18 protein-coding genes are annotated in these 25577 nt (G+C 60.3%); 8 read left to right on the plus strand and 10 right to left on the minus strand.

The genetic code is table 11. The annotated features are described in order from the left end of the window. The first annotated feature begins 5 nt into the window (after positions 1 to 5). The gene (locus L888_RS0101985; protein ID WP_027951662.1) at positions 6 to 3269 is read left to right on the plus strand and encodes a DUF5107 domain-containing protein; all 3264 of its coding nucleotides are present in this window, start codon (positions 6 to 8) and stop codon (positions 3267 to 3269) included. Positions 3270 to 3312: 43 nt separating this feature from the next. Here L888_RS0101985 and L888_RS0101990 read toward each other — a convergent pair whose 3' ends face one another. Both L888_RS0101990 and L888_RS0101995 read right to left on the minus strand, forming a co-directional pair. After that, complete coding sequence (locus L888_RS0101990; RefSeq protein ID WP_245594800.1) at positions 3313 to 3573, minus strand: hypothetical protein; 261 nt, start codon at positions 3571 to 3573, stop codon at positions 3313 to 3315. Beyond that, complete coding sequence (locus L888_RS0101995) at positions 3570 to 5576, minus strand: leucine-rich repeat domain-containing protein (protein WP_027951663.1); 2007 nt, start codon at positions 5574 to 5576, stop codon at positions 3570 to 3572. Before L888_RS0101995 ends, L888_RS0101990 begins: the two co-directional genes overlap by 4 nt. 225 nt (positions 5577 to 5801) lie before the next feature. On the opposite strand from L888_RS0101995, the gene L888_RS0102005 reads away from it, so the two are divergent. Further along, a complete protein-coding gene (locus L888_RS0102005; protein WP_027951664.1) occupies positions 5802 to 6737 on the plus strand; it encodes a helix-turn-helix domain-containing protein in 936 nt (311 codons plus the stop codon). A gap of 317 nt (positions 6738 to 7054) precedes the next feature. Here the strand turns inward: L888_RS0102005 and L888_RS0102010 are convergent, their stop codons facing one another. Together L888_RS0102010 and L888_RS0102015 are read right to left on the minus strand one after the other, a co-directional pair. Then, the gene (locus L888_RS0102010; RefSeq protein ID WP_027951665.1) at positions 7055 to 8101 is read right to left on the minus strand and encodes a glycosyltransferase family 2 protein; all 1047 of its coding nucleotides are present in this window, start codon (positions 8099 to 8101) and stop codon (positions 7055 to 7057) included. Next, entirely contained in the window at positions 8098 to 9582 is a 1485-nt protein-coding gene (locus tag L888_RS0102015; RefSeq protein WP_027951666.1) for an oligosaccharide flippase family protein, read from the minus strand. The genes L888_RS0102010 and L888_RS0102015 overlap by 4 nt, the downstream gene beginning before the upstream one ends. A 43-nt stretch (positions 9583 to 9625) precedes the next feature. Between L888_RS0102015 and L888_RS0102020 the strand changes: the two genes are divergently transcribed. Genes L888_RS0102020 through L888_RS0102035 form a run of 4 tightly spaced genes read left to right on the plus strand, consistent with a single transcriptional unit; the run spans position 9626 to position 13548 of the window. Continuing rightward, positions 9626 to 10546 carry a glycosyltransferase family 2 protein gene (locus L888_RS0102020; RefSeq protein WP_005846808.1) on the plus strand — a complete coding sequence of 307 codons (921 nt, stop codon included), beginning with the start codon at positions 9626 to 9628 and terminating at the stop codon, positions 10544 to 10546. A 38-nt stretch (positions 10547 to 10584) separates the two neighbouring features. Continuing rightward, positions 10585 to 11538, plus strand: a complete 954-nt coding sequence (locus L888_RS0102025) for a glycosyltransferase (protein ID WP_027951667.1) — start codon at positions 10585 to 10587, stop codon at positions 11536 to 11538. 18 nt (positions 11539 to 11556) lie between these two features. After that, positions 11557 to 12678: a glycosyltransferase family protein gene (locus L888_RS0102030; RefSeq protein ID WP_027951668.1), complete on the plus strand. Its 1122-nt coding sequence runs from the start codon at positions 11557 to 11559 to the stop codon at positions 12676 to 12678. 60 nt (positions 12679 to 12738) lie between these two features. Next, complete coding sequence (locus L888_RS0102035; RefSeq protein WP_005846814.1) at positions 12739 to 13548, plus strand: hypothetical protein; 810 nt, start codon at positions 12739 to 12741, stop codon at positions 13546 to 13548. A 683-nt stretch (positions 13549 to 14231) separates the two neighbouring features. Here L888_RS0102035 and L888_RS0102040 read toward each other — a convergent pair. The 5 genes from L888_RS0102040 to L888_RS0102060 form a co-directional block, all read right to left on the minus strand. Then, positions 14232 to 15836, minus strand: a complete 1605-nt coding sequence (locus L888_RS0102040; protein WP_027951669.1) for a hypothetical protein — start codon at positions 15834 to 15836, stop codon at positions 14232 to 14234. 30 nt (positions 15837 to 15866) lie between these two features. Then, complete coding sequence (locus L888_RS0102045) at positions 15867 to 16079, minus strand: hypothetical protein (protein WP_027951670.1); 213 nt, start codon at positions 16077 to 16079, stop codon at positions 15867 to 15869. A 352-nt stretch (positions 16080 to 16431) separates the two neighbouring features. Beyond that, the gene (locus L888_RS0102050) at positions 16432 to 17952 is read right to left on the minus strand and encodes a peptide MFS transporter (RefSeq protein WP_027951671.1); all 1521 of its coding nucleotides are present in this window, start codon (positions 17950 to 17952) and stop codon (positions 16432 to 16434) included. A 54-nt stretch (positions 17953 to 18006) separates the two neighbouring features. After that, the gene (locus tag L888_RS0102055; RefSeq protein WP_044248422.1) at positions 18007 to 18753 is read right to left on the minus strand and encodes a porin family protein; all 747 of its coding nucleotides are present in this window, start codon (positions 18751 to 18753) and stop codon (positions 18007 to 18009) included. Between the two features lie 19 nt (positions 18754 to 18772). Continuing rightward, positions 18773 to 20122, minus strand: coding sequence for a LysM peptidoglycan-binding domain-containing protein (locus L888_RS0102060; protein ID WP_027951673.1), 1350 nt, complete (start codon positions 20120 to 20122; stop codon positions 18773 to 18775). A 222-nt stretch (positions 20123 to 20344) separates the two neighbouring features. On the opposite strand from L888_RS0102060, the gene L888_RS0102065 reads away from it, so the two are divergent. Together L888_RS0102065 and uvrA are read left to right on the plus strand one after the other, a co-directional pair. Continuing rightward, complete coding sequence (locus tag L888_RS0102065; RefSeq protein ID WP_015310422.1) at positions 20345 to 21061, plus strand: gliding motility-associated C-terminal domain-containing protein; 717 nt, start codon at positions 20345 to 20347, stop codon at positions 21059 to 21061. 80 nt (positions 21062 to 21141) lie between these two features. Next, on the plus strand, positions 21142 to 24135 hold the full coding sequence (gene uvrA, locus L888_RS0102070) for an excinuclease ABC subunit UvrA (RefSeq protein WP_005846829.1): 2994 nt from the start codon (positions 21142 to 21144) through the stop codon (positions 24133 to 24135). A 46-nt stretch (positions 24136 to 24181) separates the two neighbouring features. Here uvrA and L888_RS0102075 read toward each other — a convergent pair whose 3' ends face one another. Then, positions 24182 to 25567 (minus strand): YihY/virulence factor BrkB family protein, encoded by a 1386-nt coding sequence (locus L888_RS0102075; RefSeq protein WP_027951675.1) that lies wholly within the window; start codon positions 25565 to 25567, stop codon positions 24182 to 24184. Positions 25568 to 25577: the final 10 nt, after the last annotated feature.

Below are 25577 nucleotides of genomic sequence, written 5' to 3' on the forward strand. Positions count from 1 at the left end.
ACGATATGGCAAACGTAAAGGCATGGCGGGAGGTGGTAACCCTCCCGACCTACGAGATCGGCGAAGCCGAGAAGAACCCCATCTTCCTCGAAAAACGCGTGTATCAGGGGTCGAGCGGCGTGGTATATCCCTACCCCGTGGTCGAAAAAATCAGCGATTCGCCCACCGACCACGACTGGAACGCCGTGTGGCTGGAGAACGAATACATCAAGGTGATGATACTTCCCGAGCTCGGCGGCCGCGTGCAGATGGCCTACGACAAGGTGAAGGGCCGCCACTTTGTGTACTACAATCACGTTGTCAAGCCGGCCCTTGTGGGCCTCACCGGCCCGTGGATCAGCGGTGGCATCGAGTTCAACTGGCCCCAGCACCACCGCCCCAGCACCTATCTGCCCGTCGATTCAGACATCGAAGAGCATGCCGACGGGGCCGTGACGGTGTGGGTGAACGAGTACGAACGCATGTTTCATCAGAAAGGAGCCGCGGGCTTCACCCTGCGGCCAGGCTGCGCCTATCTGGAAATACAGGGGCGGCTCTACAACGGAACGCCCGTGCCGCAGACCTTCCTGTGGTGGGCCAACCCGGCAGTGGCCGTGAATGAACACTATCAAAGCGTGTTCCCGCAGGACGTAAACGCCGTGTTCGACCATGGCAAGCGCGCCGTGAGTAGCTTTCCCGTCGCCACGGGCACCTACTACAAGATGGACTATTCGGCCGGCGTGGACATCTCCAACTACAAGAATATCAAGGTGCCCACGTCGTACATGGCCGTCAATTCCAAGTTCGACTTCGAGGGAGGATACGAAAACGACACCCGCGGCGGCATGCTGCACGTGGCTAATCACCACTTCTCGCCGGGCAAAAAACAGTGGACTTGGGGCAACGGCGACTTCGGAAGGGCCTGGGATCGCAACCTCACCGACGCCGACGGACCCTACATTGAGCTCATGGCGGGCGTGTTCACCGAGAACCAACCCGACTTCACCTGGCTCATGCCCTACGAGGAAAAGCGCTTCACGCAGTACTTCATGCCCTACCGCGAACTGGGCGTGGTGAAGCAAGCCTCGCGCGACCTCGTGATGAACATCGACCGCAACGCCGACGGCACCGTGTGGTTCAAGCTCTATGCCACGAGCCTACGGCAGGTGCACGTGGTGCTGCAGGGCGACGACGGCACCGTCTACTACGACCGGCAGACGGAGCTTTCGCCCGAGAACATCCTCTGCGAGACGGTCGATGTGCAGGGCTGCCCGCTCTCTGCACTCACTCTTCGCGCCGGCCGGCTGGTGTGGCATGCCGAGCCCGACGAGCTGCGACCCATCCCCCAGGCCGCCCAACCCGCCCTGTTGCCCGCCGAGGTGAAGACCGTGGAACAGCTCTACCTCACAGGGCTGCACCTCGAACAATACCGCCACGCCACCTACAACCCCGTGGATTACTATGAGGAGGGACTGCGTCGAGACCCCGAAGACTACCGGTGCAACAATGCGTTGGGGCTGTGGTATCTGCGCAAAGGCCGGTTCGGCAAGGCTGAACCGTACCTGCGCAAGGCCGTGGACGTGCTCACAAAACGCAATCCAAACCCCTACGACGGCGAGCCCATCTACAACCTTGCACTGGCCCTACGCTGGCAGGGACGCACGGCAGAGGCCTACGACCTGTTCTGGAAGTCCACCTGGAATGCCGCCTGGCAGGATGCCGGCTTCCTGAATTGCGCCCGCATTTCCGTGGAGCAGCAGCGGCTTGAAGACGCTCTCGGGGAGGTGGACAGCTGTCTGGCGCGCAACGCCTACAACCACAAGGCCCGCGCGCTGAAGGTTGCCGTGCTGCGTCTCATGGGGCGCACGGCCGAGGCCCTCGGCCTGGCCCGCGAGAGTGTGGCCATGGATCGGTTCAACTATGGCTGCCGCTACGAGGAGTTCCTGCTCACGGGCGACGGGCAGCTGCACCGCAGCCTGGCCGCGTTGATGCACGGCATGCCCAACAACTACGACGAGCTGGCCCTCGACTACTGCGCTGCAGGCCTCACCGCCGAGGCCCGCGCGGTGTGGCAGTGGGCCGTCGACGAGGGAGCTACCACGCCCATGACCCACTACTACATGGGTTGGGCGGGCGACGCCGACGCCTTTGCAAGGGGCGAACGGGCCTGTCCCGACTACTGTTTCCCCAACCGCACGGAAGACATTCTGGCCCTACAGGCCGCCCTGCAACACAACAGCCGCGACGCCCGCGCCCACTACTATCTGGGCTGTCTCTACTATGCCAACCGGCAATACGGCCCAGCCCACGACCACTGGACGCGCTCCGCCGAGCTCGACCCGTCGCTGCCCACAGTGTGGCGCAACCTGGCTCTCTACGCCTACAACAAGGCGGGGCAGCTCGAACAGGCCCGCACATACATGGAACGGGCCTTTGACCTGAACCCCACCGACGCGCGCATCCTGATGGAACTCGACCAGCTCTACAAGCGGATGGGCCTCGACCCGGCCTGGCGGCTGGGGCAGCTGCAACGCCATCCCGCCCTCATCGCGCAGCGCGACGACCTGATTCTCGAAGAGGCCACCCTGCTCAACCAGACCGGCCGGCACGCCGACGCCCTCGAACGGATAGACCATCACCGCTTCCATGCCTGGGAAGGGGGCGAGGGTCGGGTGAGCGGACAGTACCAGTTGGCCCGTTTGGAGCTGGGCAAGCAGGCCCTCGCGGCCCGGCGATACGACGATGCACTCGGGCTGCTTGCCGAGTGTCTCGTCTACCCGCCCCACCTGGGCGAGGGCCGGTTGGAGGGCGCACAGGAGAACGACTTCTACTTCTTCATGGGCGTAGCCCATGCTGCCAAGGGCGAAGACAGCAAGGCCCGCTCCTGCTGGGAGCGGGCCACGGAGGGGCCTCGGGAGCCTGCCGCCGCCATGTACTACAACGACGCGCGGCCCGACAAGATATTCTACCAGGGACTGGCACTGCTCCGGCTGGGCCGCACGGACGAGGCGCGGGGGCGGTTCCACCGGCTCGTCGACTACGGCAAACAGCATCTCTTCGACCGCGTGGTGATGGATTACTTCGCCGTGTCGCTGCCCGACCTGCAAATTTGGGAGGGTTCGCTCGACCTGGCCAACGAGCTGCACTGCAAGTATATGCTGGCCCTGGGCTACTACGGACTGGGCGACCGCACCCACGCCATGCGCTATCTGAAGGAGGCCTCGCGGCTGGACGCCAACCATCTGGGCCTCTTTTCCTTCCGCACGCTGGTGGCGTTGCAGCTGGCCTGACCGCCGGGCACGCGGCCGGAACGGCATGCCCGGCCGGCCGCCGCTACTCGCCCCAGGGATTGTCGGCCCATTCTTCGTCGAAGCCCACGGCTCCCCAGCGCTTGCCGCCGGCAATGCCGGGGCCGTCGCCGGGCGTAGTATGCACGTGCACGTCACCGGTTTTCTTGTATCCGCCGTCCTCCGTACCGATGTCGTAACGGGCCCTTCCACTCACGCACACCATCTGTTCGAGTTCCACGTGTATGATTTCCGTCTCTGGACGCTGGTAAGTCCGCTGCTGTTTGTTGGCTTTCATATTCTTCATTTCACTACGTATTTCTTTCCATTAACAATATAAAATCCCTTGGGCAACCCGTCCAGGGAACTGCCGGCACGCACCAGCCGGCCGTCCGGCCCATATACTCCGCGGGGCGCGGAGGCCGCCGTGCGTGGGGCGGCAGCGTGCAGGGGGGTGATGCCGGTGGGCGTGTCATCGCCCGTTTCGGCCCCGTACACGCTCTGGGCCTTGGCCAGGGCCCCGTCATCGGCCGACGCAAGCACGCACGCAAAACCGGGCGTCCACGTGCCGCCCGCGGCCGATGTCCACTTGTAGAACGCGTTGGGCCACTGGCTCTCGTCGTCGCCCGAGTAATAATAATAGCTGTACTGCTGCAGCGACTTGCCCTGCGCGTAGTTGCCGCGGAACGTGTAGGCCACGCCGTCACACGTCTGCACCACCGTCTCGCCGTCGAGGGCGGCGTCGGTCTGGGGCTTCTTCTGTATGCCCACGATGGTGGTTTTCACGCCCGGCGTGCTGCCGGCGTGGATGGCCGGATGGATCATGTAGGGATGATGTGCCCGTGTAACCGTGACGGGCGTGGTGAAATGCAGGGTGATATACTTCCTGCCGGCACCCTCCATTTCAGAGCTCACCGCGGAAAATTCCACCACCTCCAACCCGGCTCCGTAGGCACTTTTGAGCTGGGCGGCGGTCATGTCGAAGGGCAGGCACATGGTGTACCACTTGTCGCGCACGCGCACCGAGTCGACTGTAATCTTCTTGCCCAGCGTCGAGTCGGTCAGCATGAAGTTCTTCCAACCGGCATAATCGCCATGAAGCCCCTCGAAATAGTCGGAGTGCTTCACGGGCAACCGGTTGCCGTCGGCGTCGAACACCCAGTGGTTCAGCTCCGGATGGTTGCCGTAGGGCGAGCTGCTGTAGCCCGCCGTGCCTATCACTTTAATGTATTCGTTGGTGTAATCGTCATAGGCCTCACGCATGAAATGCAGCCGTGTAACCACTTTCATGTTGCCGTCCTCGGGCGTATAGAGATCCCTGGTCACGCCCGTTTGCCCGTCGGTACAGGTGCCAGCCTGGTACTTGTAGGTGATGTTGTCGGTGAAAGCACCCTCGGCACACTTGGTGTGGTTGCCCAGCACGTAGACATCGGCCAGGTTGTAGTTGTTCTCAAAGGTGGCTGTCTCGATCTGTTCCACGCCCTCGGGGATGGTGATGCTGCGCAGTTCCGCGCACTGGGCAAAGGCTTTTGTGCGGATGACGCGCAGCGAATTGGGCAGCCGTATGGCCTCGATGCCGGCCCCGAGAAACGCACCCGCGCCTATCTCGGTGACGCCTTCGGGCAGCACAATGTTCTTTAAACCCGTGCAGCGGTCAAAGGCTTGGGTGCCGATGACGATGCTCGTCGAGCCGTAATGAAAGTCTACAGTCGTCAGGTTGGGGTTGCCCTGAAAGCACAGGTTGCCGATGTGGATGCTGCTGCGGGCGCCAAACACCACCTTTTTCAGCGACTTGTTGTGGAAGGCCTGCTGGGCCACGGTGAGGCCGATGGCGGCATTGTCGGGGATGACGACCTCCTCGATTTGGCACCGGGAGCCGTCGCTGAACGTGGTGGGAATGGACGATGTGGTGGCCGGATAGGTCACTTTCTTCATCGACGTGAGCCAAGCCAGGCCCCGAAGGTCGTTGTCCGACTGCAGCTCGGCCTCAGAGAGGTCAAGCTCCCGAAGCACAAAATGCTGGTAACCGCCGTAGCTCTCGCCGTAGAGGCGGTAGAGGTCGGCCTGTGTCATGCGCACGCCGGGGGCCGTCGCAACTTTCAATTTCCGAGCCGTGAGCGCCCCCGAGGCGGCCAGGAAAGCCGTGGGCTGCGCCGCGGCATACTGTCCTGTGAACTCGGCATCCAGGTCGCCCGCCGCATTCAGCGTCAGGGTCACGGTGCCGTCGCCGGCTGTGGCAACAGCCAGCTTGGCCTGTGCAAACTGTGTCACGAGGATGCACAGCATGGCAAGCAAAGTAATTCTTCTCATGTTTTCCTATTGATCTATATTTGTACAATGTTTCATGCCCGCCGGTCAACACGCCGGCGTTAAGAATATCTCTTCGTCTTTGGGTGGCTGCAAAGTTACGAAGACGCGGCCGACAAGGGATTTCCAAAAAGTTAGAAAAGATTTCCTTTTCTTTAAATTCCACGTCAAGACCCTTTGAACTCAAGGTCATTTTGCCTATCTTTGCCGGCAACTTATCTACCCATCATGGCTAAAGACGAAATCGAGGTGGTGCCTTTCGGCGCATTCCGCGAGCTTATGGAGCACCCGGGCCCGGTAAGCAGCGGACTGTCGTGCGCCTGCGACGACTACGGCGTGACGCTGGGCGCACCCCATTTGTTCCGTTCCGTGTTCGGTCGTTCCCACTATGTACGCATGGATTGCATGCGCATGGGCATCGTCAAGGAGGGGTTCTGCAGCCTGATGGTCAACGGCAAGACGTACCGTTGCCAGCCCGGCGACTTGATTTATATCAATTGGGGGGGGGTATTGGGCCCTGATATATTTGCCCGAGGAGTCGTTTTCGAGGGCATGGCGGCCCGCGAAGACTATCTCCGGACTCTTTTTTCCGGCGACGTTCCTTTGCTCCTTAGCGATGCGAATTTCCACTTCCGGCTGAGCCTCAATCCCGTCGAACGGGAAGCTCTGGGGCAATATCTCCACACCCTCTACCTGCTCACTGGCGACCCGCAGACCAGTGCTTCGTGTGCGCAGCTCATCGGGTCGCTGCTGCGCTACGTCGAGCTGCTGTACAGGCGGCACACACCCGAGCAGACCAACGCCGCGACGGGCGACAGCCTGTGTCTGCTCGACCGCTTCCTCTCGCTGGTCGACCGCTATGTGGCGCGCGAGCACAAGCTCGCCTTCTACGCCTCGGAGCTGTGCACCACCCCCACCTATCTCGACACGCGCATCGTGCAAATCAGCGGCGAAACGCCCAAGGAGTGGATAGACCGGGCCCTCTCGCTCAAGGCCAAGACAGCCCTGCGCTGCTCCGCGACGCCCATCAAGACCATTGTGAACGACCTTGGTTTCCCCTCATCGAGTGCTTTCTGCAAGTTCTTCAAGCGCACGACCGGCACCACGCCCATGGCCTACCGGCGCAGCAGCCGGCTGTCCCGGCAAAGCCCCGAGCCGCGGTAAAATCGCCAAGGCACAGGGTTTTGGCATGGAATCAACGCCATTTCGTTACCCATGATACAGGATTTCCATGTAAAATCAATACCATTTCATTTTCCATGGCACGGGGTATTGCCGTGCGTGCCGGCCTCCGTGTCGGCCCGCACGCCCGAAAGGGCGTTCACCCCCACGCCGCAACAGCCCCGCGACAACGCCGTAATCGCAACGCGATGACGCCGCAATCGGCGGGCGACGACGGCGCAATCGCGCGACGATTGCGCCGTCATGGCGTCGCGAAAAACCGTTACCGCATGGGCCAAGCACGCATGCGGCACAAAGAGCTACCGCCCCAACAGGCGGCGCAGCGAGAAATAAAGCTCTTCCTCAAGCCGGAAGAGACACCACGACAACGAGTCGGCAGCACGGCCGGCAGCCCCCCTTTCGTCCTGCAGCCCTGGCCCGGAGGCCCACCGCAGGGGCGCATAGCCGAACTTGCAGCGCAGCCGAGGCCGCAGCCGCCACGTCTCGATGCCGGCCCACGCCTCGCGAATCTGCCGCAGACCGCGGGCCGCAGCCGCGGCCCCGAGCCGGCGGCGGTGGCGGTGGTAGAACCAGTAGAGGTCCACCACATTGAGCCAACGGTGGTTCTCGTAGATGGAGAGCAGCTCGGACGGCACGCCCAACTGCCGCAGCTGCCGCGCCATGCTGAGGTTGGCCGCCAGATAGTCGAACCGCCGCGGGCTCACCTGGTGGGACACCGAAGCGGCGTGCTGCCGATAGAAATAGGTGCCACTGCAGAGCCGCACCTCGCGCGAGGCCAGATAGTGAAGCCGCGTGGTGTTGTCGTCGCTGAAAGCATGGGCCGACTCGTCGTAGGGATAGCGGCGGTGAATGTCGGTGCGAACCATGTAAACGCCGTGGATGGCCCAGGTGAGCGACCGCTCGAAGGCCTCCCGACCGGTGAGCACTCGGAAAGGCTGCATGGGGTATTCCTCCTGACGCGAGGGGCTGTAATAATATAAGGTGTGGAAGAGCACGCAGTCGGTGAGCGGATGGCGGTCGAACACGGCCACGGCGCGGGCCAGGCAGTCGACGGCCATCCAGTCGTCGCTGTCCAGAAAACACACCAGCCGCCCCCGGGCCCGCCGCAGCCCGATGTTGCGTGCGCGCGCCTGTCCGCCGTTGTCGTCGAGGTGCACCACCTCGATGCGCGCGTCGCGACGGGCATAGTCGTCGAGGATGGCGGGGGAGCCGTCAGTCGAGGCGTCGTCCACGCACACCACCTGCACGCCCGCCAGCGTCTGCGCCAGCAGCGAGTCAAGGCACTGGGGCAGGTAGGTCGCCGTGTTGTAAACGGCCACGAGCACGGTTACCTGGCAGGGGGTCATCGGCGGCGGATTTTGCGCATGAGGGCCGCCCAGAGGTTGGCTTTGCCATGCAGAATCTTGACCGAAACGGCCAGCGACATCCCGCCGAGCAGCAGCCCCGCTGCCCAGTAGGCCGGCCCGTGCACGAAGAGCGTTACGCCGTAGGCCGCCACGCCGAGCGGAATTTGCAGCAGCGCGTAGCGGCGTACCGACGGCGCCACGCGGTAGCCGTAGCGTCCGTGGGCGTAGCCGTAGACCACGGCCAGGTTGAGCACGCCGGCTGCCACCAGCCCCGCGCCCGTGCCCACGAGGCCCAGCCAGCGGTAGCCCACGATGACGAGCACGACGAAAGCCACGTCGTAGACCGCCTCGAGCAGCAGGTAGCTGCGCGAGTCGCTGCGCGAAAGCGCGATGTATTCCACGGGCAATGTCATGGCACGCAGGTACATGGCCAGCACCGTCAGCTGCACCATGCCCAGCACCGGCATGAACTTGCCGCTGTAGAGCAGGGGCAGCAATACGGGCAGGGCCACCATGAAAAACACCAGCATGGGCGAGACGAGCAGCAGGAGCACCTCGGTCTGGTGGTTCACCATCTCGTTGAGCCGCGGCCCGCAGTGGGCGATGCCCGAGAGCCGGGGGAAGTAGTCGGTCTCCATAGCCGAGAAAACCATGCCGGCATAGGTCATCGTCATGACGAAGCCGGCATTGTAGAGCCCCACGACGGCGAGGTCGCCCGTGGTGTTCAGATACGACCGCACCAGAAACTCGGCCCCGCTGCCCAGCACGCCGGCCGCCACGAAGGCCAGTCCCAGCGACACCATGCTCCCCCCCTCGCGCAGACGGCTGCGCGAGAATCGGAACGCCGGGCGGCACAGCCGGTAGGAGCATGCCACCGTGGCCACGCACTGAATGAGGGCCAGCAGCACCAGCGAGGGCACGATGCCGGCCTGCCCGAAGAAGTAGTAGATGGGGACGGAACAGAGCAGAGCCAGCACGATGTTACACACGGAGACGGCGGCAAGAGCCCGCAATTGGCGCATGCCCTTGAGGATGGCGGCCTCCCCGCCCGTGACAGCCAGCAGACCCACAACGGGCGAGAGCAGCACGAAGTGGAGCGTGTGGTCGCCCCAGTCGAAGGTCCAGCGGTCGAGAAGCGGGCTGAACAAGATGCAGACCGCCATGCCGAGCAGGGCCGTGAGCAGCTCCCACAGCCTGACCAGACCCACGGCACGCTGCACGCGCAGCGGCGAGCCGGAGTCGAAGGCCTCGGAGACATTCTTCACGGCACTCATCGGAAGACCCAGGTTGGTGGAGTCGGACACGAGCTTGATGGTGGAGTTGAAGAGCGAGACAAGGCCCATACCGTCGGGTCCCAGTATCATGGCCACCAGCTTGGTACGCACCACACTGACCAGAATATTGAGCCCTTGCACGCCGCCGAAGAGGCTCGTGTACTTCAGAATGTGCGAATACGAATCGCCCTTCTCCCGTTTTTCCATCCTATTTTAAACGAAAAAGGCAAAGTTTTATTATCTTTGCAGCATGAAACTCAGCATTGTCATCCCCGTCTTTCAGGCGGCCGCCACACTGCCGCGCTGCCTCGAAAGCATCATCGGCCAGTCGTACCGCAACTGGCAGCTCATCCTCGTCGACGACGCTTCGACCGACGGCAGCCGCAAGCTCTGCGATAAATATGCCGCCAAGGACGCCCGCATACAAGCCATTCACCTCAAGAAAAACAGCGGTCTCAGCGCGGCGCGCAATGCCGGACTGGCCAAGGCCCGGGGCGAATACCTGACGTTTGTCGACGCCGATGACTTCCTGGGCGAGGACACGCTGGCCCTGCTCATGGAGATACTGGGCGTGCATCCCGACTACGACCTGCTGGAATACCCCATCTATGAGCACTACGGCGGCCCCGGCCAGCGCATGCTGCGGCTGCGCCGCGCCGAGTACACCGACATGCGGGCCTACTGGCTTCGGGGCGAGGCCTACCGTCACAGCTACGCCTGCAACAAGGTGTACCGCCGCGAACTGTTCGACGGCGTGCAGTTCCCCGTGGGCCGCACGTTCGAGGATGTGGCCACGCTGCCCCAGGTGCTGCGCAAGTGCCGGCTCGTGGCCACCACCGACACGGGCCTCTATTACTACACCTACAACCCCACAACCATCACCCGCCGCGCCACCGGCAAGGACTACGGCTGGCTGCTCGAGGCCCATCTGCGGGCCATCCGCACGCTGCGGCTGCGCGCCACCAAGGCCCCGGTGTGGAACGATTACTACGCTGCGCTGGTCAATATCCAACTTGACGTGATGGAGCGCACCGGCCGCAAGCCCATCCTGAACCCGCGCCTCAACCTGCAACCCACGCGTCTGAAGACCCGCGTGCTGAAGCTCACGGGCTTCGGCCCGCTGGCCCAGGCCTCGCGACTCTTCCACCGGCTGCACAGGCGCAAGGACTGAACTGCCCTGCGCCACCCGCCCTCATGCCCACAACGCCCATGGAACCCATTGCCCCGAAGCCGCTCGTCAGCTTCATCATCACCGCCTGCGACCTGCCCGCCGAGATGCTCTGCACCTGCGTGGACAGCATCCTGAAACTCTCGCTCAACCGCGACGAGCGCGAGATCATCGTCGTGGACGACGGCTCCAAACGGCCCGCCATCGACGACCTGCAGGGCTGTTGGGACGAGCTGACCTACCTGCGGCAAGCCAACCAGGGTCTCTCGGCCGCCCGCAACCACGGTCTGCAATGCGCCACGGGCGCCTACGTGCAGTTTGTCGACGGCGACGACTACCTGCTTCCCGCGCCCTACGAGCACTGTCTCGACATAGCCCGCTACCAGAATCCCGACGTGGTGATGTTTCTCGAAACGGAGAAAGCCCACCCGGAGACGCCGTTCCTCTACGACGGGCCGGTGAGCGGCGCGGCCTATATGCACCAGAACAATCTACGCTCGTCGGCCTGCGGCTACCTCTTCCGCCGGGCCATCCTGGGCTCGCTGCGCTTCACGCCGGGCCTGTTGCACGAGGACGAGGAGTTCACGCCCCTGCTGTTGCTGCGGGCCGAACGCGTGTTTTCCACACCGGCCGAGGCCTACTTCTACCGGCGGCGCGAGGCGTCGATCATGAGCCGGACGGACCATCGCCACATCGCCCGCCGTCTCAGCGACATCACCGACATCATCCTCCACTTGCAGGACGTGGCCCAACACGCGCCCGAAATAGACCGCGTGGCCCTGAACCGCCGCATCGCCCAGCTCTCGATGGACTATCTCTACAACACCATCCGCCTCACCCACAGCCGCCACCAGCTGGCCGAGGCCATCGGGAAACTGCGCCGGCACGGCCTCTTTCCCCTGCCCGATAAGGCCTATACGCGCAAGTACACGCTGTTTCGCCGGCTCGTCGGCACGCGCATGGGCCGGCAGCTACTGCTGCTCACCATCAGATAACCGCCGCCTCCACCCACGATGAAGATACTGCTCCTCGGCGAATACAGCAACGTGCACGCCACGCTGGCCCGCGGCCTACGCCGGCTGGGCCACAAGGTGACGGTGGCCAGCAACGGCGATTTCTGGAAAGACTATCCGCGAGACATCGACCTGGCCCGCCCCTCGGGCCGCTGGGGCGGCGTGCGGCTCGCGGCGCGGCTTGCGGCACGGCTGCCCCGGATGCGGGGTTACGACGTGGTGCAGCTCATCAATCCCATGTTTGCCGAGCTGCAGGCGGCCCGGCTGCGCCCCGTCTACCGCTGGTTGCGGCGGCACAACGGCCGCGTGGTGCTGGGTGCCTTCGGCATGGACTACTACTGGGTGCACGAGAACCTGACGCGGCGGCCGCTGCGTTACAGCGACTTCAACCTGGGCGACACGCTGCGCCACGACGCGGCGGCTGAGAAAGAAAAACACGACTGGCTCGGCACCGACAAGGAGCGGCTCAACCGCATGATGGCCCTCGACAGCGACGCCATCGTGGCCGGACTCTACGAATACTGGGCGTGCTACGCGCCCCTCTTCCCCGGGAAGACGCGCTTCATCCCCTATCCCATCGACATGACCGGCCGCCCCGAGCCCGGCCCGCGGCCCAAGGACGCGCCGGTAAGGCTGTTCATCGGCATCAGCCGCGGCCGCAGCGCCTACAAGGGCACCGACGTGATGCTGGCCGCGGCACGCGCCGTCGAGGCCCGCTACCCCGGGCGCACGCAGCTGCGCGTGGCCGAGGGTGTGCCCTTTGCCCGGTACGTAGAGCTGATGGACGGGGCCGACGCCATCCTCGACCAGCTCTACAGCTACACGCCCTCCATGAACCCCTTGGAGGCCATGAGCCGCGGCATCATCTGCGTGGGAGGCGGCGAACCCGAGAACTACGACATCCTGAACGAGCACGAACTACGCCCCATCATCAACGTGCAGCCCAGCTACGACAGCGTGTACCGCGAGCTCGAAGCCCTCGTGCTCCACCCCGAACGCATCGACCGGCTGCGCCGACAGAGCTGGGCCTACGTGGCCCGGCACCACGACCACCTGAAAGTGGCCCGCCAATACGAGGAACTCTACCGCCAAATCAGCGAAAAAGATGGGAATTTAAAATAGAGATTCGCTTGCAAATTACAAATTAATCACTACTTTTGCACCACATAACGCATATCCAAAATGAAAGAGAAAAAGGCTATCACACTTAAAACATTGACCAAGAGCAACGTATGGGATGTACAGGAGAACGATGTCTTCCGCATGTGGGAAGCGGCCGAAAAGGATGCCGACCTGAAAGACAACATGCGCCGGTACACCGATACCATTCGCAGTGCTTTCGAGGTGGAGGAGGTGAAAATCGACAAGCCGGAGGTCATCAAGAAGTACGAGCAGCGCGGTTTCAAGATTGGAAGCATACGGGTGGACGAGAACACGCGGCAGAAAATCGCCATCAAGAAGCGGCCCATCATGCGCGTGACCGACCTGACCTACGAGAACATCCACCACATTTCGGCCGCCAAGCTCATCGAAGTACTGGGCCGCAACTTCGGCGGCGGCTGGGAATCGCTTTCACAAAGCACGCAGGACATCATCCTCTCGGGCTTCGACATCTCCACCACCACCTTGCCCAAGGATCGTCTGCACAAGAGCGGAGGTCTCTACGAGCGTAAGGTAAACGACGGCTACGAGGTGCTGGAGATTGCCAAAGGACTATGGACCGAGGCCATCTTCGCCAAGGAGAAGCCCGAACTGGAACCCCTTCAGGAACTGCCGGACGACCCCGACAAGGACGACTCCTTGGAGGACACGCTGGCCGACGAGGGCGAAGACCTGCCCGAAGAGGAGGATTTCAAGGTCGAGGAAGAGGAGGAGGACGACACCTTCGACGACGACAAACTCACCGAAGAAAGCTACCGCACCACCTACGACACCGACCCCGAGGATCTGAACTACGAGGCCGAGGAGATTAGTGACGAGAACGATTATTAGGCCGCCGACCGGCTCCGGAGCCACCGCCGCCTCCGGGCCGCAATGCCAACGAGAGCTACGGGGCGGCCCATGCCCCACCCATCAAAAAGGGCAGGACTCGCACGAGTCCTGCCCTTTTATTATACTCACTTTCATTTGGAGCTTGATTGTGGGGCCACGCCTCACGGTGAAACCCAACGCTCTTGCTTCAATTGTTACCTGAATATCCAACAATCTTGTTTACCTTAGCCAATAAACCTATTGCCTGTAACAATCTAATCTACCTAAAACTAAAACCTAAATCAAACTAATAACCTAAAAAACCTAATAATCTTGTTTACCTTTTGATAATGCAAAGATACGGCAAAATCAGCCTCATTCCAAATATATCCCATCCCTTTTAACCACTTTTTCGCATTGTGTGTACGTGCACAACAGTTGTTAACAGATAGCAGACATCAATAAATATTCGTTGACACATGACTCCTGTCTTCCCACAAAGTGTTCTACATGGCCTACCCATCTTTGTCTGACAACCTATTTTACAATACCTGAAATAATGAATATCACATTTGTAACCTTAGTGATGAAAGGACAAATATGAATGAAAAAGGGCGCAAGATTTGCCTTGCAGCAAACCTTGCGCCCCATCTAATTATGATGCAAGCTCTGAAAAGAAACTTACTTACACCTTTGCAGGAGACTTACTTGAAGTCTTTAAATATCGGAAGCCCGTATTTACGCTCGTTGTAGGCGACACTTATTCTCTGTTTGTTGACCCCTAAACAGTAGGCTAAGTTGTTTCCAAAATTTAGCGTGCGGGTCTTAGACCAATAAAGAGTTCCCTCTCCGAAATCAGACGCTTTTCCCTCCAAGTAAAGGCCGATAGGCGCAAGATGGAAGTAGCCGGAAAGCTCATCCTTAAAGAGAGGGTCGTGAGAAATGTTGCGATTTATCACCTGATCATTATAACTTGTGACGAAGCGATAGTCTACATTATCAGGGGCTTTGTATTGCATTTGGTCTAGAGTAGTGCCGTATGCATCACCAATAGTTTTCAGTCTCTTGATCCACATCCTTCCGGCATACAAATGTCCCATCGATGTCCAGAGTTCGTTATCCCAGTGCGGAGCCCCTCTCATGACCAACCAAGCCATCTGGTTCACGTTGGCACAATCTTTGGCAGACTGCTCTGCCCAGTGGTTAGCCGGAGTGTTGTACCATCTAACAGGAGATTGGGTTGCGCTTTTGGGATAACGTTCGTAATAGCCGCCATTAATCGTAGGCTGCCAAGCACTGAATCCGTGCCAATAGACCGATTTGGCATCCCACATATAGTACCCGTTCTTGTCGAAGTCCTCAAGATCCAGATTAGCTGTAACATCATATATCTTTCCAGGCTCACAGTTCATATTCTCTATATACTTGGTGACAGTGCCTTCCAAGTTATTATAAGTTACAACGCCATTCTCTATTTTCTTTGGACTGTGCGTAGTATTCCTAAACCAATAACGTACAATGAGCGTGTGCGTACCCGGTGCAATAACTATGTAGCAGCCTTTGCCGATGTCTGTTTGTTCATTGTTGACAACAAAACCGTCACTGCCACCCGTGGTGAGCGTTATTGTCTTGGATCCATTGGAAGTGGGGGCATTGGAAAGTTCGCCGTTGCTGAAATTATAGACACCCGCAATGTTATCTTTTGCAATGACTTCTATCTTGGTCAGCTTGCTCTTCTTAATCATATAATGAGAAGTTCGGGGCAGGAAGCAGAGATAAGATGCCTTGTGCTTGAGGGTAAAAGTAAATGAGTCCCCACTGCCCGAGGCAGTCCCTACTCCGCAATCACCCGACTTGCCAGCATGGCTGAAGTCGTTGGCAGCCGATTGTGCCTGGTTTGCAGCAATCGTCACAGTAGTGCCTGTACCATTGTCACCGGTGTAGTGGACGTCACAGCCATTGTTGAATGAGCCCGAAACATTAAATCTGCCGCGTGTCTTTTTGTCATTGAACGTGCCTTCATTACTCTGCTTCCATTCTCCGGAGGTGTTCTTTACCCAAACCTTGTCACCTGTAGACCAATATGCCGTGGCGCCGTTTTTATACTCATGGGTAATGGAAGTGCGGGTGGCCGGAGAATCGGCGGCACGTGTGGGCAACACGCCGTCCCCTATGAAAGTCACGTTGCTGGTAGCGGTATTTTCACCGCCTTGTTTTTCTCCCTGCACAGCGTCGTTGCCGGCACATCCTGCCAGTGCGACTGCTGTGAGCAGAATGGTCATATTTAAGAATAAATGGCTTGCTTTCATGTCTTATTCACTTTACATTTACAAATGTCTTCAATCTTCCCAAGCATTTATACGCTGAGGTTGCTCTTCGTCATCGTCAGAGAAAAAGCCCCGTTTAGCATCGCCGTAATCACCGTCTCCCTGTCCGATGTGCTCGTGGTCTCCACTGAATTCCATCATGCTCTCTTCTTCCACATAGATATTTTCTACCATCGGGCAGACATATATCCGTCTTCCTAATTTCGTCCGATTTATTTCCATCATGTTTTTAAAGAATAAATTATGCTTATATATCTCTTGGTTTACTTATCAAAAAAGGAGATCTTGATAGATTCCTTTGTTTATAGGGACGGCAACTGTTCCACGCACGAAAAGGTCTTTGGGGTTTCTACGTCTCCCTCACGCTCACCTTTGCGTTATCTTGTAAAGCTGACACCGGGTACTACTCACTCGTTAATATCATGTTGTCTTCCCATAAAGCGTCTGCAAAATTACGTCAATTTTCTGAAATCAGCAAATAGAACTTAAAAAAATTGTAGATCCTACACAAACAAGAACCTGTGACGGCACGCTGCATGCGTGCCGTCACAGGTCTAAGCAACAAGGAGAAAGGGTGTCAGCACACTTTCTCCAGCTTCTTCATCATCGAGAAAATGAAGACGAACGAGGCCAGACAGAGGGCCACAAGCACGCTCCACACCATGGTGAGCGGCAGTGCCTTCCAGAGATAGGCCGGAATCTGAACCAGGAAGTTGCCGATGGCCGTGGCGCCAAACCAGCAGCCCATCATCACGCCCTGGTACTTCTGTGGGGCCACCTTGGACACGAAGCTGATGCCCATGGGCGAGAGCAGCAGCTCGGCAAAGGTGAGCACGAGGTAGGTGCTGACGAGCCACATGGGCGAAACACGCTGTTCATCGGTGAGCGTATAGCTAAGACCCACGGAGGCCAGAATCATCACCACGTAGCCGGCGCCGGCCACAAGCATGCCGTAGCCTATCTTGCGGGGAGCCGAGGGCTCCTTGCCGCGCGCGGCCAGCCAGCCGAAGAGGGCCATGCTGAGCGGCGTGAGGCCCACGACAAACGCCGGGTTGAACTGCTGGAAGATGGGGGCCGAGACCTCCACCGACCCGCCGTCGGCCATCAGCGCACCGTATTTGTAGCCGATGAAACAGGCAGAGGCAATGATGACGAGGGCAGCAATCGTGCGCCCGCGGACGGTCTTGCTCTGGAAAGCAGCCACGGCGGCATAGATATTGACAATGACAGCCACCACGTTGGTCACGTCGAAGAGCATGGCCGTCCAGCCCGTGGCGCTGGTCTGGGTGAAGTCGCGGGCGAAGTAAGTAAGCGTGAGACCGTTCTGGTGGAACGCCATCCAGAAGAAGATGACCACGGCAAAGACCAGGAACAGAGCCACCAGCCGGCTGCGCGTGTCGGCCTTGTCCTCGGCCGTCTCTGGCTTGGCCTCATCGGCCTTGACCGTTGCCGTGGCCTTGGCGGCGGTGTTGTCCACGTGGGCAAAGGTGCGGCGGAAACCGTAATAGATGGCGATGGAGATCACCAGCGACACGCAGGCCACGCCGAAGGCATAGTGATAAGCCGTCTGTTCACTGGCGTGGAGCGAAGTGCGGGCCCAGGCCATGAGCTTCAATGCGGCCGTGGGGGCAAAGAGGGCGCCAATGTTGATGGCCATGTAGAAGATGGAGAAGCCCGAGTCGCGCTGCCCGGCATAGCGAGCATCGTCGTAGAGCTTGCCCACCATCACCTGCAGGTTGCCCTTGAAGAGGCTCGTTCCGATGCTAATCATAAGCAGGGCCGCCACCATGATGGCCACGGCGGGCATGCCGGCTCCGGCGGGCACGGCCATGAGCAGATAGCCCAGAAACATGACCACGATGCCGATGGTGACGCAGCGGCCGAAGCCTATCTTGTCGGCCGCGGCGCCGCCCACGATGGGCAGGAAGTAGACCAACATGAGGAATGTGGAGTAGACCGTGCCGGCCAGTCCCTCGTTCCAGCCGAAGTTGGACTGCAGGAAGAGCACGAAGATGGCCAGCATGGTGTAGTAGCCGAAGCGTTCGCCCGTGTTGGCCAAGGCCAGTGCAAAGAGGCCTTTGGGTTGGTTTTCAAACATAAGAGATGGGATTTGTATTGGTGGATAATAGTTAAAGCCAGTGATTCGGGCGGCCTATCGCGCGCCGAGATAGCGGGTAATGTCAAAAAGATAGGTCATCTTCACAGTGACGGTGCCGAAGTTGCTCGACCCGAAAAAGTCGCGCTTGGAGTCGCCGTAGATGTTGCCCAGCCCGTAGTAGTAGCGTGCTTCGAGCAGCAGATGGCCCAGTCGGGGATGGCTATACTCGATGCCCGCGCCGGCAGCGATGCCGTAGTCAAACTTGTTTTCCACGGCCATCGTGTCCTGTGCCACGATGGTATTGGCCCGGTCAGTCATGTTGCGGTGGTTCCAGTCGAAGCTGCTCTTGGTGCTCTCGCCGAGATATACGCCGAACTGCGGGCCGGCGTTGACGAAGAAGTTCACGCCGCGCGTCTCGCGTCCCCAGGCCAGATGGGCCATGACGGGCACCTGCACGTAGTTGATGGTGCGGCTATAGGTCTCGGCCAGTCCCGTCACACTGTTGATGACGGGCTGGTCGTCGAGGGTGCGGATGTCCTCGTTCCAGCCCATCTGGGCATAGTTCAGCTCGGCGGCGATGGAGGCTATCGTGGAGAAATACTTCTCCACGGTGTAGCGCATGGCCAGTCCGCCAGTGATGCCGCCCTGCATCTGCTGCACCACTTTGGGCGTGAAGCGGATGGTCGTCATGTTGTATCCGCCATTGAAGCCCACGGAGAACGTGTTGCGGTGCTCGCCTATCTGGGCCCGTGCGCCCACGGGCAGCAACAGCAGCAACAGGGAGAAGAGGGTCTTGTTCATAGGGTAAGGGGTTGGAGGGTCAGTAGGCCACCGACTCGATGCGCCCGGAGGGGGTGTAGTGAATGAGCTGGAAATACTCGTTCTGCATGCCCGCGGTGCTCACCTGCTTGAACAGGAGCGGGCTCTGCAGGGGCAGGTAGCTGCTCTGTCCGCGGGTGCCCCGGAAAGCCTTGCCGAGCGAGGCCAGCCCGCGCACGAAGAACTGGGCGTGGTCGTAGCCCGTGACGGCAAAGCGCGGCAGGGCATACTGCATGTCGGCATGGAACCAACGGCGGTAGCTCTGCTCGAGCTGACGCGTGCGGGCGTCGAGGGCGTTGTAATAAAAAGAGGTGGGGATGTAGGTGTCGAAACGGAAGAACCGCTCCAGATTGTTCTCGGTGTACATGAGCCATTCCGTGTAGCCAAAGAGTGAGATACGCAGTGCGGGCTGTGCATTTTTCAGGCTCTCGAGCTTGGCCATGGCCACGGAGAGCTGGGGTGAACGGCCGCTGTTGAGTATCACCACGTTGGGCTGGGTCTTGCTGAAGGCCTTGGCAAAGAGGGCTTCGCTGCTGTTCAGGTTGGTGATGGAGTAGGCCACGTTCTTGTTGGCCAGCCTGTTGCGCAGGGCAAAGGTGAAGACTCCCTTGCGCGAAGTGGTGTCGTTGCAGTCGACGAACACGGGATGGGCGTCGGGAAAACGCTTCAGAAAAGCCTCGATGGCACTGTTGTTGAGCTTGTCGGGCGACTCCCATACCTGGAAAATCTGCCGGTAACGGGCCACGTCATCGCCGCTGATCGAGAACGGAATGACGAGGCGGATGTCGCGGGCCTTGCAAAATTCGGCCAGCGGGCGCACCTGATGGGTGTAGAGCGGCCCGAAAATAATGTCGCACTGGGCGGCGGCGGGGTCGCGCGTTGTCTGGCTGATGTCGGCGTCGATGCTCACATTCCATGCGTGCACGTCGGTGGAAATGCCGGCTTGGCGCAGGCTGTCGCAGGCCATGAGAAAGCCTCGATAGTATTCCACCATGCGGCGGCCGTCGCCGTCTACCTGGTGCAAGGGCAGCATCACGCCCACGCGCACGGTCTTCGCCTGGGTGGCCACAGGCTGCGACGTGGGGTTGGCGGCAACGGTCTGCGCCGCCGCGGGCTTGGCAAAGGGGATGAAGATATAGTCGCCTTTCTTCAGCGCATAGCCCTCGACTTTCATTTCCGGGTTGGCCTCCATCAGCTCGGGGATGGTGATGCCGTAGTTCTTGGCAATGCCAAAGAGCGTATCCTTTTTCTTCACCTTGTACATCTCGCGCCACTTGCCCGTCTGGGCCCAAGCCCCGGCGGCGGCCAGCAGGGCCAGCACGAGCATGCCGTATCTCAATATTCTTTTCATTTTTGTTGGTCTTGTGCTGTCTGTTCAGTCAGTCATTGCGGCATGGACGCCGCGCGTTCGCCGCGTCCCGGCCCCATTCCTACACTCTTGCAAAAATACAAAAAATATCGCATCGGTCTGACATAAACCCGTAAAAAACTCGTCGCGCCCCATCTTTTCGCCGCAAACGGCTGGCCTTTCGGGTGGAAATCAGTAACTTTGCAGGAAAAGGAAAGGAAGAACATGAACATCAAGACCTGCCTGGCGGCCCTCTGCCTGATGGTTCAGGGCGCAGCGGCGCAGACTGCCCCGTCGCCCACTCTCTCGCCCACGGCCACCTATACCGACGCTGACGGCAACGCGCACACCGAGACCAACATCTCCGAGTCGGCCCCGCTGGCTGTCACGTTCAAGTCGGGCGTGGAGAATGCCGACGGCTGGACGGCCCACTACGAGTGGCACTTCTACAAGGATGCACTGCGCGACCGGCCCTATCTTGTGCGCTACGAAGAGGAGACCAGCTATACCTTCACCGAGGCCGGAGCCCACCACGTGGAGCTGTGGGCCACGTTCGTGCAGGGCACCGACACCGTGGCCTACGCCAATGAGTACTGGCAATCGGAGGGCTCGCCCCTAAGCATCTCCATCGCCGAGAGCAAGCTCGAGATGCCCAATGCCTTTTCACCCAACGGCGATGGCATCAACGACGTCTACAAAGCCAAGTCGGGTTATCAGAGTCTGGTGGAGTTTCAGGCCACCATCTTCAACCGCTGGGGCCAGAAGCTCTACTCCTGGAACGACCCTGCGGGCGGATGGGACGGCAAGTTCAATGGGCAGGACGTGAAGCAGGGCGTGTACTACGTGCTCGTGAAAGCCCGCGGAGCCGACGGCCGCAAGTTCAACATCCGCCGCGATGTCAACCTGCTGCGCGGATATACAGAGACCACTAAGGGAGAATAGCAGGCATGGAGCGTGACTCCTCAAAGAGGAGACGTGTCCTAAAGAGCAGCCCAGCCGCTGAAGATAAATAAGAAAGCAAGATGATTTCGACCCAACAAGACAAGCTAAAAAGTACAACTGACACCCTGCAAAAAGGATATATCTCTATCAAGAGCACAGAACACCACAACATTGACCCGGGGCAGCCGCTTCCCTCTCCCAATGGAGAAAGAAAGGGGGAGGCCCCTACCTCACTGTCAGAAGACCGTATTGAGGTCTTCGGCGCACGCGTGCACAACCTCAAGAACATTGACGTACAGATACCCCGCAACTCGCTGACGGTCATCACCGGCCTGTCGGGGTCGGGCAAGTCGTCGCTGGCTTTCGACACGATCTTTGCCGAGGGGCAGCGACGATACATCGAGACGTTCTCGGCCTATGCCCGCAATTTCCTGGGCAACATGGAGCGGCCCGACGTGGATAAAATATCAGGACTGAGCCCGGTTATCAGCATTGAGCAGAAGACCACCAACAAAAACCCACGCTCTACCGTGGGCACTACAACCGAGATTTACGACTACCTGCGTCTGCTCTACGCACGCGCCGGAACGGCCTACAGCTATCTGAGCGGCGAGAAAATGGTGAAATACACCGAGGAAAAGGTGCTCGACATGATTCTGACCGACTACACCGACCGCGCCATCTACATCCTGGCCCCACTCGTGCGCCAGCGCAAGGGCCACTATCGGGAGCTTTTCGAAAGCATGCGGCGCAAGGGATACCTCTACATGCGCGTGGACGGCGAGGTGAAAGAAATCACGCGCGGCATGAAAGTGGACCGCTACAAGAACCACAACATCGAAGTGGTGGTGGACAAGCTGAAAGTGCAGGGCAAAGACGATGAGCGGCTCAAGCGCAGCGTGCAGGTAGCCATGAAGCAGGGAGACGGCACGCTGATGATTATGGACAAGGAGACCGCGCAGACGCGCAACTTCTCCAAACGCCTCATGGACCCGGCCACAGGCCTGTCGTATGGCGAGCCGGCACCCAACATCTTCTCGTTCAACTCGCCCGAAGGGGCCTGTCCCCACTGCAAGGGACTGGGCTTCGTAAACCAGATTGACCTGAAAAAGGTGGTGCCCGACGACACGCTGAGCGTGCGAGAGGGGGCCATCGCGCCGCTGGGCAAATACAAGAACCAGATGATATTCTGGCAGCTCGAGGCCATCCTCAAGAACTACGACTGCGACCTGAAGACCCCGTTCAAGGACATTCCGCAGGAGGCCGTGGACGAGATGATGAACGGCACGCTCGAGGATGTGCGCATCGACAAGGACGTGGTGCACACCAGCAGCGACTACTTCGTGGCTTTCGACGGCGTGGTGAAATACTTGCAGACGGTCATGGAGACCGACGACTCGGCAGCCAGCCAGAAGTGGGCGGCCCAGTTCCTGGCTGAGACGGAATGCCCGCAGTGCCACGGCATGCGGCTGAAAAAGGAGTCGCTCTCCTACCGCGTGTGGGACAAGAACATCTCCGAAGTGGCCAGTCTCGACATGGCCGACCTGAAAGACTGGCTCGACCACGCCGAGGAGCACCTCGACATGCAGCAGCAAAAGATAGCCCACGAAATCGTGAAAGAGCTGCGCACACGCGTCAATTTCCTGCTCGAAGTGGGTTTGGACTACCTCGCACTCAACCGGCAGTCGGCCACGCTCTCGGGCGGCGAGAGCCAGCGCATACGGCTGGCCACGCAGATTGGCTCGCAGCTGGTGAACGTGCTCTACATTCTCGACGAGCCGAGCATCGGACTGCATCAGCGCGACAACCAGCGGCTCATCAACTCGCTCAAGGAACTGCGCGACCTGGGCAACACGGTCATCGTGGTGGAACACGATGAGGACATGATGCGGGCGGCCGACTGGATTGTCGACATCGGGCCGCGCGCCGGCCGCAAGGGCGGCGAGGTGGTGTTCCAGGGAACGCCGGCCGACATGCTGAAGACCCGCACCATCACCGCCCAATACCTGAACGGCGAGCGCGCCATCGAGATTCCGGCGCAGCGCCGCGAGGGCAACGGCAAGTGCATCCGGCTGTGCGGAGCGCGGGGCAACAACCTGAAAGGGGTGGACGTGAACTTCCCCCTGGGCAAGCTCATCGTGGTGACCGGCGTGTCGGGCTCGGGCAAGTCCACCCTCATCAACGAGACGCTCCAGCCCATTCTGTCGCAGCATTTCTACCGCTCGCTCAAGAAACCGATGGCCTACGACAGCGTGGAGGGGCTCGACCTAATAGACAAAGTGGTGAGCGTGGACCAGAGCCCCATCGGCCGGACGCCGCGTTCCAACCCCGCCACCTACACCGGCGTGTTCAGCGACATCCGCACGCTCTTCGTGGGATTGCCCGAAGCCAAGATCCGCGGCTACAAGCCGGGGCGCTTCTCGTTCAACGTGAAAGGCGGCCGTTGCGAGGCCTGCGGCGGCAACGGCTACAAGACCATTGAGATGAACTTCCTGCCCAACGTGATGGTTCCCTGCGAGGTTTGCCACGGCAAACGCTACAACCGGGAGACGTTGGAGGTGCGCTTCAAGGGCAAATCCATAGCCGATGTGCTCGACATGACCATCAACCAAGCCGTGGAATTCTTTGAGAACGTGCCCACCATCCTGCCCAAAATCAAGGCCATGCAGGAGGTGGGACTGGGCTACATCAAGCTCGGCCAGAGCTCCACCACCCTCTCGGGCGGCGAGAGCCAGCGCGTGAAGCTGGCCACAGAGCTGAGCAAGCGCGACACGGGCAAGACGCTCTACATCCTCGACGAGCCCACCACGGGCCTGCACTTCGAGGACATCCGCATCCTGATGGACGTGCTCGAGAAGCTGGTGAACCGCGGCAACACGGTAGTCATCATCGAGCACAACCTCGACGTCATCAAGCTGGCCGACCATCTGATCGACATCGGACCGCAGGGCGGGCGCGGCGGCGGGCGCGTGCTCGGCACGGGCACACCCGAACAGGTGGCGCAGAGCACCGAGGGCTTCACGCCGAAATATCTCAAACAAGTGCTGGAAAAAACCAAACGGGGCAAGGCATAAGCCTTGCCCCATACTTGTCAACAGGCGCACGCACCGGCGTGCACCTCTACACCGATTGGGTGGCGGACAATTCCGTCACCCTTATTTTTTCCAATGCCTCGCGGCCTGTCCGGAGGGCGGCCAGCAGCCGCGCTTCCACTTCTGAGCCGGGCATGGCAGGGTCGGAGCCCGCGGCGGGCAGCACGCCCACCAGCGCAGCCAAGGCCCTGCCCACCGTCATGCCCGACGTGTCGCCGGCCGGCACATAGCCCAGCACCGCGCCGTCAAGTCCCGACAGGCCCGCATCGGCCGGCCCGCGACCGCCGCCCCGAGGCCCCACGGCCACGCCATAGACCAGTCCGGCCGCCGTCAGCCGTCCCACGCACGCACCGACGCGGCCGGGCGAATAGCCCGTGGCCCGCCCGATAAGGCCGGGCGTGGCCGGCGAGAGTCCCTGCTGCTGCCGACGGCAAACCACGCCCAACACCACGAGGCACTGCATCAGCCGGGCGGCCACAGAGGGCTCGGCGGCATCTTCATGGAGACCCAGCTTGAGCAGCTGGTTGGCGTGGCCCAGCTCGGCAAAGCCGATGCAGATGTACCACGAGGCCTGCAGCCAAATCATGAAAAGCGGCAGCGCGGCCAGCGATCCGTAGATAATACTGTAGCCGGTGAGCAGCACTTGGATGTGCACATAGACGGCCTGCAGCCCCGTGATGGCCAGACTGGCCAGCAGTGCAGGGAACCAAACCTGGCCGAAAAGCACGCGCGTGTTGGGGATAACCATGTAGAGCGCGAGGAAGAAAGCCCACAGCAGCACCATGGGCAACGCCAGGCCGAAGAGCATGCGCATGGCCGGCGTGAGAATCTGGAACTCGGGCAGCCAGCCCGCCACCGAGTGGAAGAACAGCATCACGCCCGAGTAGAAGATGATGACGATGGGCACCAGGAAGATGATGGCCGTGTAGTCCACCACCTTGCGCCCCATGCTGCGCTCGATGCGCACGTGCCAGATGTTGTTGAACACCTCTTCCACGTTCTCGAACAGCGACACCACGCTCCACATCATCAGCAGCAAACCGATGCCGATAATGATTCCCGTGTGGGTGTAGTCGATGTACTGGCGGGCCAGCTGCACGATGGCCTCGCCCACCTGGGGCTGGCTGGCAAACACCTCGCGGCACCAGCCGGCGATGCTCTCCTCGAAGCCGAAGCCGCGGCCCACGGCAAAAATGACGGCGAACACGGGGATGATGGCCATCATTGTGTTGAACGTGAGCTGGGCCGCAAACTCCCAATGGCGTTTCACGAAGAGCTCCTTGTAGACCATGTAGAGCCGCTGCAGCAGATAGGCACGCGGCTCCTCGGCGGCCCTGATGCGGCGGGAGTCTTTCATCTCCCGCCGGCACCGGGCCATGAACCGGGTCAACTGGCGATAGGCTGGGCGGCTCATGGGCTACGGT

The sequence above is a fragment of the Hallella seregens ATCC 51272 genome, from assembly GCF_000518545.1.
Lineage (GTDB): Bacteria > Bacteroidota > Bacteroidia > Bacteroidales > Bacteroidaceae > Prevotella > Prevotella seregens.